12 protein-coding genes are annotated in these 14883 nt (G+C 45.6%); 10 read left to right on the top strand and 2 right to left on the bottom strand.

Features of this window, described 5'->3' with window-relative positions:
• The first annotated feature begins 6 nt into the window (after positions 1-6).
• Positions 7-732 (top strand): ribonuclease III, encoded by a 726-nt coding sequence (rnc, locus tag KHS38_RS19575; RefSeq protein ID WP_213490251.1) that lies wholly within the window; start codon positions 7-9, stop codon positions 730-732.
• Between the two features lie 27 nt (positions 733-759).
• Here the strand turns inward: rnc and KHS38_RS19570 are convergent, their stop codons facing one another.
• On the bottom strand, positions 760-1491 hold the full coding sequence (locus tag KHS38_RS19570) for a hypothetical protein (RefSeq protein ID WP_213490250.1): 732 nt from the start codon (positions 1489-1491) through the stop codon (positions 760-762).
• A 132-nt stretch (positions 1492-1623) separates the two neighbouring features.
• On the opposite strand from KHS38_RS19570, the gene KHS38_RS19565 reads away from it, so the two are divergent.
• Positions 1624-2499 (top strand): YicC/YloC family endoribonuclease, encoded by an 876-nt coding sequence (locus KHS38_RS19565; protein WP_249665486.1) that lies wholly within the window; start codon positions 1624-1626, stop codon positions 2497-2499.
• A gap of 61 nt (positions 2500-2560) precedes the next feature.
• Positions 2561-3124, top strand: a complete 564-nt coding sequence (gene gmk / locus KHS38_RS19560) for a guanylate kinase (RefSeq protein WP_213490248.1) — start codon at positions 2561-2563, stop codon at positions 3122-3124.
• 156 nt (positions 3125-3280) lie between these two features.
• Here the strand turns inward: gmk and cphA are convergent, their stop codons facing one another.
• Entirely contained in the window at positions 3281-5896 is a 2616-nt protein-coding gene (gene cphA / locus KHS38_RS19555) for a cyanophycin synthetase (RefSeq protein ID WP_213490247.1), read from the bottom strand.
• Positions 5897-6062: 166 nt separating this feature from the next.
• Between cphA and KHS38_RS19550 the strand changes: the two genes are divergently transcribed.
• The 7 genes from KHS38_RS19550 (at position 6063) to KHS38_RS19520 (ending at position 14718) form a co-directional block, all read left to right on the top strand.
• Positions 6063-6974, top strand: coding sequence for a cyanophycinase (locus KHS38_RS19550; protein WP_213490246.1), 912 nt, complete (start codon positions 6063-6065; stop codon positions 6972-6974).
• 150 nt (positions 6975-7124) lie between these two features.
• The gene (locus KHS38_RS19545; protein ID WP_213490245.1) at positions 7125-7967 is read left to right on the top strand and encodes an isoaspartyl peptidase/L-asparaginase; all 843 of its coding nucleotides are present in this window, start codon (positions 7125-7127) and stop codon (positions 7965-7967) included.
• 84 nt (positions 7968-8051) lie between these two features.
• Entirely contained in the window at positions 8052-8657 is a 606-nt protein-coding gene (locus KHS38_RS19540) for a hypothetical protein (RefSeq protein ID WP_213490244.1), read from the top strand.
• Between the two features lie 207 nt (positions 8658-8864).
• On the top strand, positions 8865-11006 hold the full coding sequence (locus tag KHS38_RS19535) for a carboxy terminal-processing peptidase (RefSeq protein ID WP_213490243.1): 2142 nt from the start codon (positions 8865-8867) through the stop codon (positions 11004-11006).
• Between the two features lie 90 nt (positions 11007-11096).
• Entirely contained in the window at positions 11097-12224 is a 1128-nt protein-coding gene (locus KHS38_RS19530; protein WP_213490242.1) for a ligase-associated DNA damage response exonuclease, read from the top strand.
• A complete protein-coding gene (locus KHS38_RS19525; RefSeq protein ID WP_213490241.1) occupies positions 12221-13846 on the top strand; it encodes an ATP-dependent DNA ligase in 1626 nt (541 codons plus the stop codon). Before KHS38_RS19530 ends, KHS38_RS19525 begins: the two co-directional genes overlap by 4 nt.
• Positions 13847-13932: 86 nt before the next feature.
• Complete coding sequence (locus tag KHS38_RS19520) at positions 13933-14718, top strand: DUF1835 domain-containing protein (protein WP_213490240.1); 786 nt, start codon at positions 13933-13935, stop codon at positions 14716-14718.
• Positions 14719-14883 lie beyond the last annotated feature (165 nt).

The raw sequence follows: 14883 nt of genomic DNA, 5'->3' as shown, positions 1-14883 counted from the left end.
ATTTTAATGCCCATCTCAAGGTTATATAAGCTTTACATATCGCCTAACAGGAAATACGTAAAAACATTAAAGAATTTGCTCGGCTTCGTGCCGGGCAATTTGTCTTTATACCGACTCGCTTTCAGGCACAAGTCGGTGGCGCAATCTGTTAAAAAAGGCGTTAAGAACAGCAACGAGCGATTAGAGTTTTTGGGCGATGCCGTATTAGGCAGCGTAGTGGCCGAGGTGCTTTTTAAATTATACCCTTATAAAGACGAGGGCTTTTTAACCGAGTTGCGTTCTAAAATTGTGAGCCGGGTTAACCTTAACCAGCTGGCCCGCAAACTGGGTTTGGAACAATTAATTGAGTATGATAACCGCATGGTTAATTCCACACGGCAAAGCTCATTGCTGGGAGATGCTTTTGAGGCCTTAATCGGTGCTGTTTACTTAGATAGAGGTTATGATTTTACCAAAAGCTTTCTGCTCAACCGTATTATCAAACCCCATATTGATATTCATACCCTCGAGCAAACCGAAACCAATTTTAAAAGCAAGCTTATTGAATGGTGCCAGCGCCACGGTAAAGATGTACTGTTTGAACTCACCGCCAACCAGGAAGGCGAAAGCAGTAAGCTGTTCACTATTCATGTAAATGTTGATGGAGAAATAATGGGCCTGGGTAAAGAGTTCAGTAAAAAGAATGCCGAAAAATTAGCAGCCGAAAAGGCCTGCGAAGCATTGGGTATTTAGTATAATTAACCTCTTTAAGGCGAGAGTTTATAAAGGGCTACTTAGCTTTTGTACCGGTTTCTCTTTAATTGACTTAAAGCTCTCAGCCGATTTTTTGATAAATAAGATCAGATCATAATCTGTCCATTTCTTTAAGTCTTCATAACCTGGGCGGTAAGCCAGCATAAATAATTCTGCATCCTCATCCGAGAATTGCCCTATTCTCTTTACCAGCGCTTTGTTGTAGCGCTTGTCAATTTCCTGCTCCTTGCTTTCGCGCTGCATGTAGTTATTAAAACGCCGCGCCTGCGAGGCGTTCTTGCCAAAAAGCTCATACAAGGCTGTAACCGGCGATGCCAGGGCTGATAATGCTGGCGGTTTGCCATCGTAATAAATGCCTTTACTGCGGTAGCCCTCCATTGTTTCCTGCAATTCCTGCTTTTTGCTGGTGCCGCGTATTACCACCGGGCCCAATACTTGTTGCGGCATCATGCGTATAACCAGATCTTGTGTTGTGGTAACGGCAACCTGCTGCTCGGCATACCCTTTTTTAATGAACAGTAGCGTATCGCCCACTGAGGCACGGATGCTGAACAGCCCCAGGTTATCGCTCATTACCATGGCCTTATTATTCAGGTTGCTGATAGATACCTGTGCCGAACGGATATTGGTACGCTCATTAAACACCACACCCCTAATGGCTGTTGCCAGTTGCGCTGATGCAGAAAAAGACCAAAGCAGCAGGGCAGCCAAAAAATATTTAAGGTATGAACGGGGCATAATAATGTTTTTGCGAAAATACGGATAATACCGGTTAATGAATGTTAAAAAAGGTTAACGCAAATATCAGCCGCTTATTCTGATTTGGCGGGCAAACTATAAGTAAATCAAGTAAAAACGCTATCTTTGCACATGATAAAATCCATGACAGGGTATGGAATTGCCGCTTTTGATTCGGGCAGCACCAAATACACCGTTGAGATCAAATCTCTGAACAGCAAGTTTCTGGAGCTTTCGCTGCGTATTCCCAAAGCTTTTTCTGAAAAAGAGTTTCAGTTGCGCACCGAGTGCAGCAAGCTGCTGGAGCGGGGTAAAGTAAACCTGAGCATCAATGTAGAGCAAACCGGTTCGGCTGTAAAAGCTGCCGGTATTGATACCACCCTGCTAAAACATTACTATGAACAGCTTAAAGCAGCCAGTGCTGAGTTAGGTGAAAACTCCGGTAATTTAATGCAATTGGCCCTGGGTTTGCCCGAGGTAGTAAAATATACGGAAGACACGGTTAGTGAAGAAGAGTGGAAACAGGTAGAAAGAACTTTTCAGCAAGCCGTGGCTAATTTTCAGCAGTTCCGTAATGATGAAGGTAGCGTTTTACAACAGGAATTAACCAATCGTATCAACCTGATTGTGCAAAGCCTGGATCAAGTTCTTTTAGAAGATCCTAAGCGTGTACCGGTTATCCGCGAACGTCTGAACCAGTTTCTGGCTGATGCTGTAGGCACCGAACACATTGATCATAACCGCTTTGAGCAGGAACTGATCTACTACATTGATAAGTTGGACATCACCGAAGAAAAGGTTCGCTTGCGTACCCATTGTACGTATTTTATTGAAACCCTGAAATCTGCTGATGCTAACGGGAAGAAATTAGGTTTTATTTCGCAGGAGATTGGCCGCGAAATAAATACCATCGGTTCTAAAGCGAACGATGCTACTATTCAAAAGCTGGTAGTAGGTATGAAAGAAGAACTGGAAAAAATTAAAGAACAACTATTGAACGTACTATAGTTATCAAGTTCGGTGCCCCTAATCATCAAACTTAATAACCTCAAACATTGCAACATCAAACATGGGTAAACTCCTTATATTCTCTGCCCCATCGGGCGCTGGTAAAACTACCATCGTGCATCACCTGCTAACCAAGTTTCCTGAACTGGAATTTTCTATTTCGGCAACCACACGTGAAGCGCGCGGCGATGAGCAGCAGGGCAAAGATTATTATTTCATCAGCAAAGAAGAGTTTTTGCACCGTATTGCCAAAAAGCAGTTTGTTGAGTTTGAAGAAGTTTATACCGGTACTTTTTATGGCACCCTGCGCGAGGAGATTGAACGTATTTGGAATAACGGCAAAACCGTAATTTTTGATATTGATGTTGAAGGTGGCTTGCACTTAAAACGTAAGTACCAGGAGCAGGCGCTGGCTATATTCGTTCAGCCCCCGTCGTTAGAAGTATTGATTGAGCGCCTTACCGGCCGAGGTACTGATAGCGAAGAAAAGCTAAAAGAACGTTTTGCCAAAGCCGAAAAAGAACTGAACTACGCCCCTAAGTTTGATGTGATCCTGAAAAACTATGATCTGGCCACAGCCTGCCAGGAAGCAGAACAGCTTGTGGGAGATTTTCTGAGTAAATAAGGTATCCCTTCATTGTATGAAAAAGGTCGTTTCTTGATATAAGAAACGACCTTTTTGTTTTACTGGTTGATTAGTTATGCTGAACGTGATTTTGGTATTTCCTAGGCCAGTCTGACACTGAAATTATCCTGCAAGTTCAGCACAACAGCAACCTTTTTAACGCATTGCATCTTTCTCCTGATAATTCTGCACAATGTCAACGGCATCGTTTACAGCATCGCTTAAGGTAGTGATGAAAGCCCCTGGCTGTGCCAGGCTAATAGCGTAAGCAATAGCATCAACTTCGTCGGGCAGCATTTCAAGCGGCATATCCGGCTTTACAGACTGGATGCCCTGTGCCATTAAACTCATAATATTTTCGCGTGTACGGCCGCGTAAATGATCGGCTTGGCGCAACAGTATGTGGTCAAACATTTCGGCAGCAATGCGGCCCAGTTCTATAATATCTTCATCGCGCCTGTCGCCCGTACCGGCAATCAGCCCTATCTTCTGTGGCGAGTCAATATGCCGCAAAAATTCACGAATTCCGTTATAGCCATCAGGGTTATGTGCAAAATCAACCATAAACCTAAACTCACGGAAGTTGAAAATATTCATCCTGCCGGGCGTTTGCGTAGCTGATGGAGCAAAGGTTTGCAGCGAGGTTTTAATGTCTTCCGTTTTGAAGCCATACAGGTAAGTGGCCAGAGTGGCGGCCAGCACGTTTTCAATCATAAAGCTTACCGTGCCACCAAAGGTTAAAGGTATCTGGCTGATGCGCTGTACACGTATTTTCCAGTCGCCTTTTTGAATGGTAACATACCCGTTTTCGCAAATGCAGGCAATTCCACCTTTTTGGCAGTGCGCTTTAATAACCGGGTTGTTCTCATTCAGGCTAAAGTAGGCAATGTTGCAGTCGGCATCTTTAGCAATACGCACGCAGTGCTCGCTATCGGCATTCAATACGCCCCAGCCATCTTTTTTTACGGAATTGATCACCACGCTTTTTACCCGCGCCAGGTCATCCAGCGTATGGATGTCGGCAATACCCAAATGGTCGGGCTGTATATTGGTAATTACACCAATGTCGCTTTTACCAAAGCCCAATCCTGAACGTAAAATGCCGCCGCGGGCTGTTTCCAGTACGGCAAAATCAACGGTTGGGTCTTTTAAAATAAACTCAGTACTGTGCGGACCGGTGGTATCGCCTTCAACCATCAGCGTATTTTGTACATAAATACCGTCTGATGTGGTAAAGCCAACTCGGTAGCCATTATTTTTTACAATATGGGCTATTAAGCGGGTAGTAGTAGTTTTACCATTGGTACCGGTGGTGGCAATAATAGGTATACGCGCTGCTGTACCGGGCGGGTACAGCATATCAAGCACATTACCGGCAACGTTGCGGGGCAGGCCCTCGCTTGGTGCCACGTGCATCCGGAAACCCGGCGCAGCGTTAACTTCCAGTATTACGCCGCCATTCTCGGTAAGGGGCTCGGTCAGGTTTTCGGCCATAATGTCGATACCGCATATATCCAACCCAATTACTCGCGAAATACGCTCACAGATAAAAATATTTTCAGGATGTACCTGGTCGGTTACATCAATAGAGGTGCCGCCGGTACTCAGGTTGGCGGTCGATTTCAGGTAAACCACCTCATCCTGAGCCGGAATAGTTTCGAGGGTATAGCCTTTTTTCTGTAGCAGGTCCAGCGTATCTCGATCAACATTGATCAGCGTCAGTACATTTTCGTGGCCATAACCGCGGCGTGGGTCTGTATTTTCCTTGTCAATCAGTTGCTGAATGTTCAGCTCTCCATCGCCTTTTACATGGGCTGGTACGCGGAGGGCAGCGGCAACCATTTTATGGTCAATTACCAGTACGCGAAAATCAAAGCCGGTAATAAATTTTTCTACTATAACCTTGCGCGATATACGGGCTGCATGCTCAAAAGCATCTATGGCCTCCTGCTCGGTTTTTACGTTAATGGTAGCGCCACGGCCGTGGTTGCCATCCAGCGGCTTAAACACCAACGGAAAGCCTACTTTACGGATAGCCTCTTTAACCTGCGATGCCGAAGTAATAGTTATGCCGCTTGCTACCGGTATGGCCTGCTCTTGCAGTATACGCTTCGTTTCTTCTTTATTGCTCGCTAAATCAACGGCGATGCTGCTGGTGCGCTCGGTCATGGTAGCGCGTATGCGTACCTGGTTTTTGCCATAACCCAGTTGAACTAATGATTGGTTGTTTAACCTGATCCAGGGGATATCTCTTGAAATAGCCTCTTCAACGATAGATCCGGTACTTGGGCCCAAGCGGGTTTTTTCCCGTATCTCACGCATTTGCTGAATATCGGCCTCCAGGTTGTACTCACGGCCTTCAATCAGTGCTTCGGCAATGCGTACGGCCGATTCGGCTGCAAACACGCCTACCTTTTCTTCAACATAATTGAATACCACATTGTAGGTGCCCGGCGTTTTGGTTTCGCGCGTGCGGCCAAAACCACAAAACATACCGGCAAGTGTTTGGGTTTCCAGCGCAATATGCTCAATCACGTGGCCCATCCAGGTGCCTTGTTGCACACGCTTAAAAAAGCCCCCTGGTACGCCCGGTGAACAACGGTGCCCGTACATACTGGGTATCAGTTCCTGAATGCGCTCATAAAAACCTTCAATTGTATTTGTAGGGCGGTGCTCCAAATCCTCCAGGTTCAGCCGCATTTGAATCAGTTTTTTACGGCTGATGCTCCAGATATTGGGGCCGCGCAGCACTTGTATTTTTTCAATCTTCATAGATGTTGTTTCTCAATATCAGATAGAGGGTATTCTTTGTTTGCTTAAATCAAAAATTGTAACAAATTAGTGTAATTTCTGGTATTATAAATGATGTTTTATTGCGAAAAGTGCAGATTTTATGCTTTTTTATTTTACTTTGTAATATACCAACTGAATTTAAACGATGATTGTCCCGAAAGGTAAACTAATAATTATAGGCGGTGCGGTTGATATGGGGACCAATGTGAGTGCTACGGAGCATATTTTACAGCCCAATTATATCAAATTTTTTGAACGCGGTATACTAAAAAGAATAATTCTTGAATCGGCCAGGCAGCAGGCTTCGCAGGTAGAGGTAATTACCACAGCTTCGCAGATACCCGAGCTGGTTGGAGAAGAATATATTAAATCATTTACACAGCTGGGCGTACCTAACGTAAATGTGCTGGATATTCGTAATCGCGAGGATGCAGCCAATCCCGAATATCTGGAGCGCATACGCCAGGCCGACGTGGTTATGTTCAGCGGCGGCGACCAATTGCGGCTTAGCTCGATTTTTGGCGGTACCGAGTTTTTACAAACGCTAAAAAAGCGCTATTGCTACGAGCACTTTGTAATAGCCGGCACTTCTGCGGGTGCAGCGGCGGCATCAACCAATATGATTTACCGTGGCGAGAGCAACGAGGCATTGGTGAAAGGCGAGGTACAAATTACGGCCGGCCTGGGTTTTATTGACCATGTAATTATCGATACCCACTTTGTGCAACGTGGCCGTATAGGCCGGTTGTTTTATGCGGTGGCCAGCAATCCGGGCATTTTGGGTATTGGCTTAGGCGAAGATGCCGGCCTGCTGATTACAGAAGGTTGCATGATGGAAGCTATCGGTTCGGGGCTAACTATTGTGGTAGACGGCAAGGGTATGGTCGGTACCAATATTTATGATGTGGAAATGGGTGCACCGGTATCTATCGAAGGCCTTAAAGTGCACGTGATGTCTATTTTCGACCGTTACGATTTAGAGCAGCACCGTATGGTGATGAAAAAACGTACCAAGGTAGAGGATGGCGTTTACCTCCAAGTTCCTGACAAGGATTAAGTTGCTGGTTATATTCTTATAGATAGTGACTTTAACAACTGAAAATGTAATTTCGTTGCACTTCAATCAAAACAATAAATCATTCATTATACTTTTGCAGAGACACAAACTATTGTGTCTCTTTGTGTTTTATAACCCTTATTACCAGTTATGAAAATTATTATACATGGCGGCTTCTTCAGTGAGTCGGGCACTAATCAGGAAGTAAAGCAGGCTAAGCAGGATGCGCTGAAGCAAATTGTGCAGCAGGGCTATGAATATCTGCAAACGCACACCGCAGTAGAAACAGTGGTTTACACCGTAAGCCTGCTGGAGGATTGTGATTTGTTTAATGCAGGTACAGGCTCGCAGATACAAAGCGATGGCGTAACCAGGATGAGTGCCTCCCTGATGGATGGTAAAACGCTGGGCTTTTCGGGCGTGATCAATATTGAGGATGTAAAGAACCCCATTTTTGTTGTCGAAAAGCTGATGGCTTTTGAAGATAAGGTACTGAGCGGTAAAGGCGCCTTGCAATTTGCACGTGATAACGGTTTTGGCTACCACAATCCCGAAACGCCGCAACGCCGTCAGGAATATGAAAAGAAATTAAATGAATCGATCAGACTGGGTACAGTAGGTTGTGTAGCGCTGGATGCTGATGGTAATCTGGCAGCGGCAACTTCAACCGGCGGTAAAGGTTATGAAATGCCCGGCCGGGTAAGCGATTCAGCCACGGCTGCAGGTAATTATGCCAATGCTTATGCGGCAATATCATGTACGGGCGTAGGGGAAGATATTGTGAGCGGTGCAGTGGCCAGTAAAATTGTTACCCGTGTTACCGATGGTATGTCAATCGAAGAAGCTACGCGAAAATCATTAGGCGAATTAAAGCCGTTCGATGGTTTTGCAGGTACTATAGGTATTGCTGCAAATGGCGATATCTATCATGCTGATACACATCCTTATATGGTTTGGGCATTGCATGATGGAGATGTGGAAGTTTTTGATTAAGTTGCAAACTTATTACAAACGGATAACGTAATAAGCGGTAAATTTGCTTACTGGCTAATTTAATTGAACTCAAACAGAGAACGCATGCGCATATCCTTACTCGTTTTGTTTTGTACTGTCAGCTTATCAGCTTCGGCACAATGGTATAAGTTGAAACTATCCAATTACCGCAGGCAGCCGCAATTGGTAACTTCACAGGGGCCGGCGTTTAAGCTTTTACCGGCAAAAATGCAGTTAACCTCGGTTAAACGGGTAAGCATTGCACAAACATGGTACGGCTTGCTGCTCAATGAGCATGTTACCATGAAAACGGCACAGCACCAAATGCGTTTCCGCGAATATGCCGAGGCAAGCTATAGCTTTCGCGATCTGGCAAAAATTTATTTGCAGTTAAACAAGTTGTCGCAAGCCAAATGGTTTTTTTTACAGAGCAACAATTTATCGCGCCAGCAAAATAATGATAGGCTTACCATCGCCAACCTTATTGATCTGGCTGCTATCAAAACAACCATTGGTGATTTTTCACTGGCCCAGCAGGATTTGGACGAGGCACATACCCTGGCCATTGCCCGTAACTGGCAGGATGATGTAGCGCATGTAAACCGCGAAATTAAAAGCTTGCAACGCGATAAGCTTGCCGCTTTAAAACCCGGCACTACTTACGCCGGTACTGCACAAACCGCGCTATAATCGGGCTGCATTAAATCAGTGTATAGTAAATTGTTAGATAAATGACATAACTATACAGTTTCTGATAAAACATTATTAAATATATTATTATTGTATACAGGAGACAGCTTTAAATGCTGTCTCTTTTTATTTACTTTGGCACGAATAATAATATAGGCACCAATATTGATGTTTTATTTAAATACTGATTTAAAAACCGCAAAAGAAATGTTCAAAAAGCTCTATATACTGCTGGTGCTGGGCGCTGCACTGGCTTGCAAAGCGTCTCCATCCAAACCGGTTAAGCTTGCCCCCGGTGATTTGCAGCCAGATCAAAAGCAGAGTTTGGTATGTAAAGAAGTAGCCTCGCTGATATCTCAGTACAACTACAAGAAAGTGAGCCTGAACGATTCGCTTTCCAACGCAGTATATAACCGCTATCTTAAAGCGCTGGATGAGAACCATAACTATCTGTTAGCATCAGACCTTAAGGATTTTGACAAATACAAAAACGAACTGGATGACGATCTGAAAACTGGCGACCTAAGCGCTGTTTTTTACATCTTTAATGTTTACCAAAAACGTTACCTGGATCGTATCAACTACTCGCTAACCCAACTGAATAAAAACTACGATTTTAATACGAACGAAACGTTTACTTATGACCGCGAAGATCAGCCTTGGGTATCTTCTTCATCGGCTATGGATAAGTTGTGGAGCCAGCGTGTAAAATATGATCTGCTGAACCTGAAACTGGCCAGCAGTGATATGACCAAAAACAAAGAAACTTTACGCAAGCGCTATCAAAATCTGATATCGCAGTCTAAAAAGCTGTCTAACCAGGATGTGTTCCAGGTGTTCATGGATTCATTTACTGAGGCCATTGACCCGCATACAAACTATTTTAATCCGGCTAATGCGGCCAATTTCAATATCGAAATGTCGCGCTCGCTGGAAGGTATTGGTGCTTCATTGCTGTCAGAAAACGAATATGTAACAATTAAAAGTGTTGTAGCTGGTGGGCCGGCAGATAAAAGCCGTCAAATCAATATTGATGATCGCATTATCGGTGTTGCACAAGGCCGTACCGGTGAGTTTCAGGATATTGTGGGCTGGCGTACAGAAAGTGCTATTGCCCTGATACGTGGTACAAAAGGTACAATAGTGCGATTGAAATTATTACCTAAAGGTACTGGCGCATCCGATAAGCCTAAAATTGTGGAAATGGTGCGCGAAAAGATCGTACTGAAAGACCAGTTGGCCAGAAAAGAAATTCGTACTTACAATGCCAATGGTAAAACCTATAAAATAGGTATTATCAATGTGCCTGCTTTTTATATCGACTTTAACGCTTACCGCGCCAAAGATCCGAACTACCAAAGCACCACCCGCGATGTGAAACTGATATTGGATACCCTGAAGCGCGAAAATGTGGATGGTGTGATTATGGACCTGCGCCAGAATGGTGGTGGTTCATTGATTGAGGCAATTGAGCTGACCGGCTTATTTATTAAGCAAGGCCCGGTAGTGCAGGTGCGTGATACCCGTAACCGTGTTGAGGTGAATGAGGACGAAGACCCTACTGTAGCATACAGCGGCCCTATGGCTGTAATGGTTGACCGCTTTAGCGCCTCTGCTTCCGAAATTTTTGCCAGTGCCATACAAGATTATGGTCGCGGTTTGATTTTGGGTACACAAACTTATGGTAAAGGTACCGTGCAAAGCGCTATTGAGCTGGATAAGGTAATTAGCACCTCATTGCGCGATATGATCACATCCATGACCAAAAAAGGAAATGGTACAGGTGCCGAAACTAAATTTGGTCAGTTAAACTTAACCATTGCTAAATTCTACCGTATCAACGGCAGTTCTACCCAACACAAAGGTGTTACGCCTGATGTGGCCTTCCCGTCAGTAATTCCGCTGGATAAATATGGTGAAGATACCGAGCCATCAGCATTGCCTTTTGATATGATACCAAAAAGCAACTATACAAAAGCAGCTGATTTAAGCGCAGTAATTCCGCAATTGGCTCAGTTGCACAACCAGCGTATGGCTGCCAGCAACAGCTATAAATATTTAATGGAAGATATTGCCGACTATAAAAAGCGTGATGCCGAGAAAAGCATAACCTTAAATGAGAAGCAACTGAAAGCACAGCGCGATGCCGACGAGCAGAAAATCTTTGAGCGTAATAATTTGCGCAGAGCGGCTTTAGGATTATCGCCGTTGAAAAAAGGGCAAACCCGTCCTAAAAACGAAGACCTTGACTTCCTGAAAATTGAAGCCGGTCAGATCATGACTGATTTCATTAATCTGGATAAAAACGCTCGTTACACAGGAGTAATAGCACCCGGATCATCAAACTGATAAATTCAATTTCTTAGACGTAATCAAACGCCCGGTATTGCCGGGCGTTTGGCGTTTAAAACCAAACCCATTTGCATCGGTTATCTCTATATGTTCAACAAACCGCTGCTCGAATTTACCGACAAAGGCATTTACTGTGCTAAAGGTAAATTCTATATCGACCCCTGGCAACCTGTGGATGATGCCGTAATTACCCACGCACACTCCGACCATGCCTACGCCGGGCACAAACGTTACCTGGCTCATCACTTGTCGCGCGAGGTGCTTAAGTACCGTTTGGGCGAGGATATCCGGTTACAAACGGTTGAGTATGGCGAAAAGGTGATGAAAAACGGTGTCGAGATCAGTATGTTCCCGGCCGGTCATGTAATTGGCTCAGCCCAGATACGGGTTGAAAGCCAAGGCGAAGTTTGGGTCGTATCCGGCGATTATAAAGTAGAAGATGATGGCGTGTGTACCCCTTTTGAACCAGTAAGCTGCCATCATTTTATATCTGAATGTACTTTCGGACTGCCCATTTATAAATGGAAGCCGCAAGTTGATCTTTTTAACGAAGTAAATGCCTGGTGGAAAAATAATCTGGCTCAGGGCCTGGCAACGGTTATTGTAGGGTATTCACTGGGCAAAGCGCAACGCATATTACAAAACCTCGATTTAGGTAACGGTAAAATATATACGCACGGCGTTATCGAAAACACCAATGAGGCGCTGCGCCGCAATGGCATACAATTGCAGCCTACAAAACGCATAACGCAAGCTACATCGAAAGAAGAGATACGTAAAGGCATCGTAATAGCACCACCATCAGCGGTTGGTACACCCTGGATGCGTAAGTTTCAACCCTATAGTTTTGGTTACTGTTCAGGTTGGATGGCGCTGCGTGGCGCCAAACGCCGCCGCGCGGCCGATAGAGGGTTCATCCTATCAGACCATGCCGATTGGGACGGGTTAGTGAGTGCCATTGATGCTACCGGCTGCGAAAAAGTATACCTTACGCATGGCTACACCGCCAGCTTTGCCCGCTATTTGACCGAAATAGGCTTTGATGCGCATGAGGTGCACACCCTGTATGGCGGCGAAGAAGAGGGAGCCCCGCCCCAGCCCTCCCCGGAAGGGAGGGAGTTGGACGATGCGAATATTAATATAGCAAATCAAAAAGTCTCCCCTTCCGGGGGAGATTTAGAGGGGGCTGTAGATTTGGGAGGGGCCACTATATGAAAGCATTTGCCCAACTGTTCACCGCCCTCGATGAAACCAACAAAACCAACGAGAAGGTAAAGGCGCTTAAAGATTATTTTATGCGCGTGCCCGATACCGATAAAATGCACATGCTGGCGCTGTTTACCGGGCGTAGCCCCAAGCGGCAAATCAATGCTACACAATTCAGGCTGTGGGCTATGGAGGCGTCTCATATACCGGCCTGGCTGTTCGAGGAAAGCTATCACGTAGTGGGCGATCTGGCCGAAACGGTAGCCCTGCTCTTACCGGATCATGAATACAGCAGCAGCAAAACACTCACCGAGTGGATGGCCGAAATTGTAGCGCTGAATAATCTGCCCGAAGTAGAAAAGCGCGACTGGTTAACCCGCTCATGGGCGGCATTGGACAGGCAGGAGCGTTTTGTGTTCAATAAAATATTAACCGGAAGCTTTCGTGTAGGCGTATCGCAAAACCTGGTTATTAAAGCCCTGGCAGATGTATCTGGATTAGATGCCGCTACCATTACACACCGCCTGATGGGTAACTGGATGCCTGCTACCTATCAGTTCGAAGAATTGGTGCATACTGATACGGCTATTGAGGATGTGTCGCGCCCTTATCCTTTCTTTTTGGCTTACCCGGTGCAGGAAACGTCTACCGTGCAAAAAACGCCGGAAGAACTGCAAAACCTCTTGGGTGATGCCGGCGAGTGGCAGGCCGAGTGGAAGTGGGATGGCATACGTGCCCAGCTTATTAAGCGCGATGGTCAGATTTTTATCTGGAGCAGGGGGGAGGATCTGGCTACGGATAAGTTCCCGGAGCTGCACCCATTCATGCAGCAATGGCCCGACGGTACAGTGGTGGATGGCGAGATACTGAGCTTTAAGGAAGGCCTGCCGCTGCCCTTTGCCATATTGCAAACCCGTATTGGTCGTAAAACGCTTACCAAAAAGGTATTGGAAGAAGGGCCTGTGGCTCTCATCGCTTATGATTGCCTGGAATACGATGGAGAAGACATCCGTTATAAAACACAGACCGAGCGTCGTGGGTTGCTGGAAGGTTTACAGCACACAACGCCTTATCCCGAAGTGTTCCGCATTTCGGAGCTGATTGAATTTGACAGCTGGGCACAGTTGAGCCAAATACGCGAACAATCGCGCGCTATGGTAGCCGAGGGTATTATGCTGAAACGCAAAAACGCCCACTACCAGGTAGGCCGCCGCCGGGGCGACTGGTGGAAATGGAAGATAGATCCGCTATCCATTGATGCCGTAATGGTGTATGCACAAAAAGGCCACGGTCGCCGCGCCGACCTGTATACCGATTATACCTTTGCCGTTTGGGATGGCGATAAACTGGTGCCTTTTGCCAAAGCTTATTCGGGCCTTACCGATACCGAGATTAACAAGGTAGATGCTTTTGTAAAGCGCAATACGCTCGAAAAGTTTGGGCCTGTGCGTACTGTAAAGCCCGAACTGGTTTTTGAAATTGGCTTTGAAGGGATACAAAAATCAACCCGCCATAAATCGGGTGTGGCTTTACGTTTTCCGCGTATATTGCGCTGGCGGCATGATAAGCCCAAGGATGAGGCCGATACCATTGAAACGCTGAAAGCTTTTTTGGGAGAAGGCCCTATCTAAATATCCTCGAAAGGGAAACTTTTAATAATTGAATATTTAAAATAAACAGTAAGCCCTTCCCTTGCGGAGGGTTTGGGAGGGGGCTTATGACTTTACAGATTCTAAACGGCGATGCAACGCTAAATGGCTTTAATAAAACCGGGCTGGACGGCGATGTGCTGGTGTGGCGCGAAGTATTTTCAGAAGGCCCTTTAATGGAAACCCTGGATGCTGACTTTTGGAAAACCCGGGAGGCCTGGATTACAGAAACGTTTAATGCTACAGCCGAAGGCTACCAGCAAAAGGTTTTGCTGGAGCTGGAAAAGCTGAATGAGCCCTACAGTGAAATTAACCTTTGGTTTGAATTTGATTTGCACTGCCAGGTAAACCTGCTGGGCGTTATGCAACTGCTGCAACGGCAGGCCGATTTAACTGAGCGCAGCATCTTCTTAATTTGCCCGGATAGCCATCCCGATGTGCTCGATTTTCGTGGTATGGGCGAATTGACAGGGGCTCAATTGGAAGATGTATTTGACAACCGCCTGCAGTTAAGCGAATATGATTTTACCATCGCGGCCGAAGCTTGGCAGGCCTATACAAGCGGCAATGCTACGCGGTTAGCTGAGTGGATAGCGGGTACGCCTTTTTGGGGAAGTTTGCACATGCTAAAGCCAGCTTTGGAAGCTCATATTAAACGGTTGCACGTAAACCAACAAGGGTTAACTTATATGGAAGCAACACTGTTGTTGTTATACCAAAGCGGCGCCACCCAGCGCGATGCCTTGTATGAAGCATTTTGGAAACAGCATAAAATTTATGGCATGGGCGATTGGGAGCTTGATATCTATTTGAATAAGCTGCAAAGCAAGGGTTTGATTAATTCTGGTAAATAAGCTGATTCTACTTTAGATAAAGCAATAATTTAAGGCTTGCAATATTCCGGTTAGCTTACCGTTTTAAAATCAGTACCCACATTATTACAGAGGCGCATCTTCCCTCACTTAAGGCAGGTTGTGCCTCTGTAAAACCAAGCCCGGGCGGTTTTAGCTCAAAACATT

Origin of the sequence: Mucilaginibacter sp. Bleaf8, from assembly GCF_018390515.1 — a bacterium.
GTDB lineage: Bacteria > Bacteroidota > Bacteroidia > Sphingobacteriales > Sphingobacteriaceae > Mucilaginibacter.
The sequence above is the reverse complement of the archived record's forward strand: the minus strand, read 5'-3'. Positions and strand labels throughout refer to the sequence as shown.

Excerpts from the sequence above, each read along its gene's own strand:
- rnc (WP_213490251.1), top strand. The coding sequence starts at position 7 with ATGCCCATCTCAAGGTTATATAAGCTTTACATATCGCCTAACAGGAAA.
- KHS38_RS19570 (WP_213490250.1), bottom strand. The coding sequence starts at position 1,491 with ATGCCCCGTTCATACCTTAAATATTTTTTGGCTGCCCTGCTGCTTTGG.
- KHS38_RS19565 (WP_249665486.1), top strand. The coding sequence starts at position 1,624 with ATGATAAAATCCATGACAGGGTATGGAATTGCCGCTTTTGATTCGGGC.
- gmk (WP_213490248.1), top strand. The coding sequence starts at position 2,561 with ATGGGTAAACTCCTTATATTCTCTGCCCCATCGGGCGCTGGTAAAACT.
- cphA (WP_213490247.1), bottom strand. The coding sequence starts at position 5,896 with ATGAAGATTGAAAAAATACAAGTGCTGCGCGGCCCCAATATCTGGAGC.
- KHS38_RS19550 (WP_213490246.1), top strand. The coding sequence starts at position 6,063 with ATGATTGTCCCGAAAGGTAAACTAATAATTATAGGCGGTGCGGTTGAT.
- KHS38_RS19545 (WP_213490245.1), top strand. The coding sequence starts at position 7,125 with ATGAAAATTATTATACATGGCGGCTTCTTCAGTGAGTCGGGCACTAAT.
- KHS38_RS19540 (WP_213490244.1), top strand. The coding sequence starts at position 8,052 with ATGCGCATATCCTTACTCGTTTTGTTTTGTACTGTCAGCTTATCAGCT.
- KHS38_RS19535 (WP_213490243.1), top strand. The coding sequence starts at position 8,865 with ATGTTCAAAAAGCTCTATATACTGCTGGTGCTGGGCGCTGCACTGGCT.
- KHS38_RS19530 (WP_213490242.1), top strand. The coding sequence starts at position 11,097 with ATGTTCAACAAACCGCTGCTCGAATTTACCGACAAAGGCATTTACTGT.
- KHS38_RS19525 (WP_213490241.1), top strand. The coding sequence starts at position 12,221 with ATGAAAGCATTTGCCCAACTGTTCACCGCCCTCGATGAAACCAACAAA.
- KHS38_RS19520 (WP_213490240.1), top strand. The coding sequence starts at position 13,933 with ATGACTTTACAGATTCTAAACGGCGATGCAACGCTAAATGGCTTTAAT.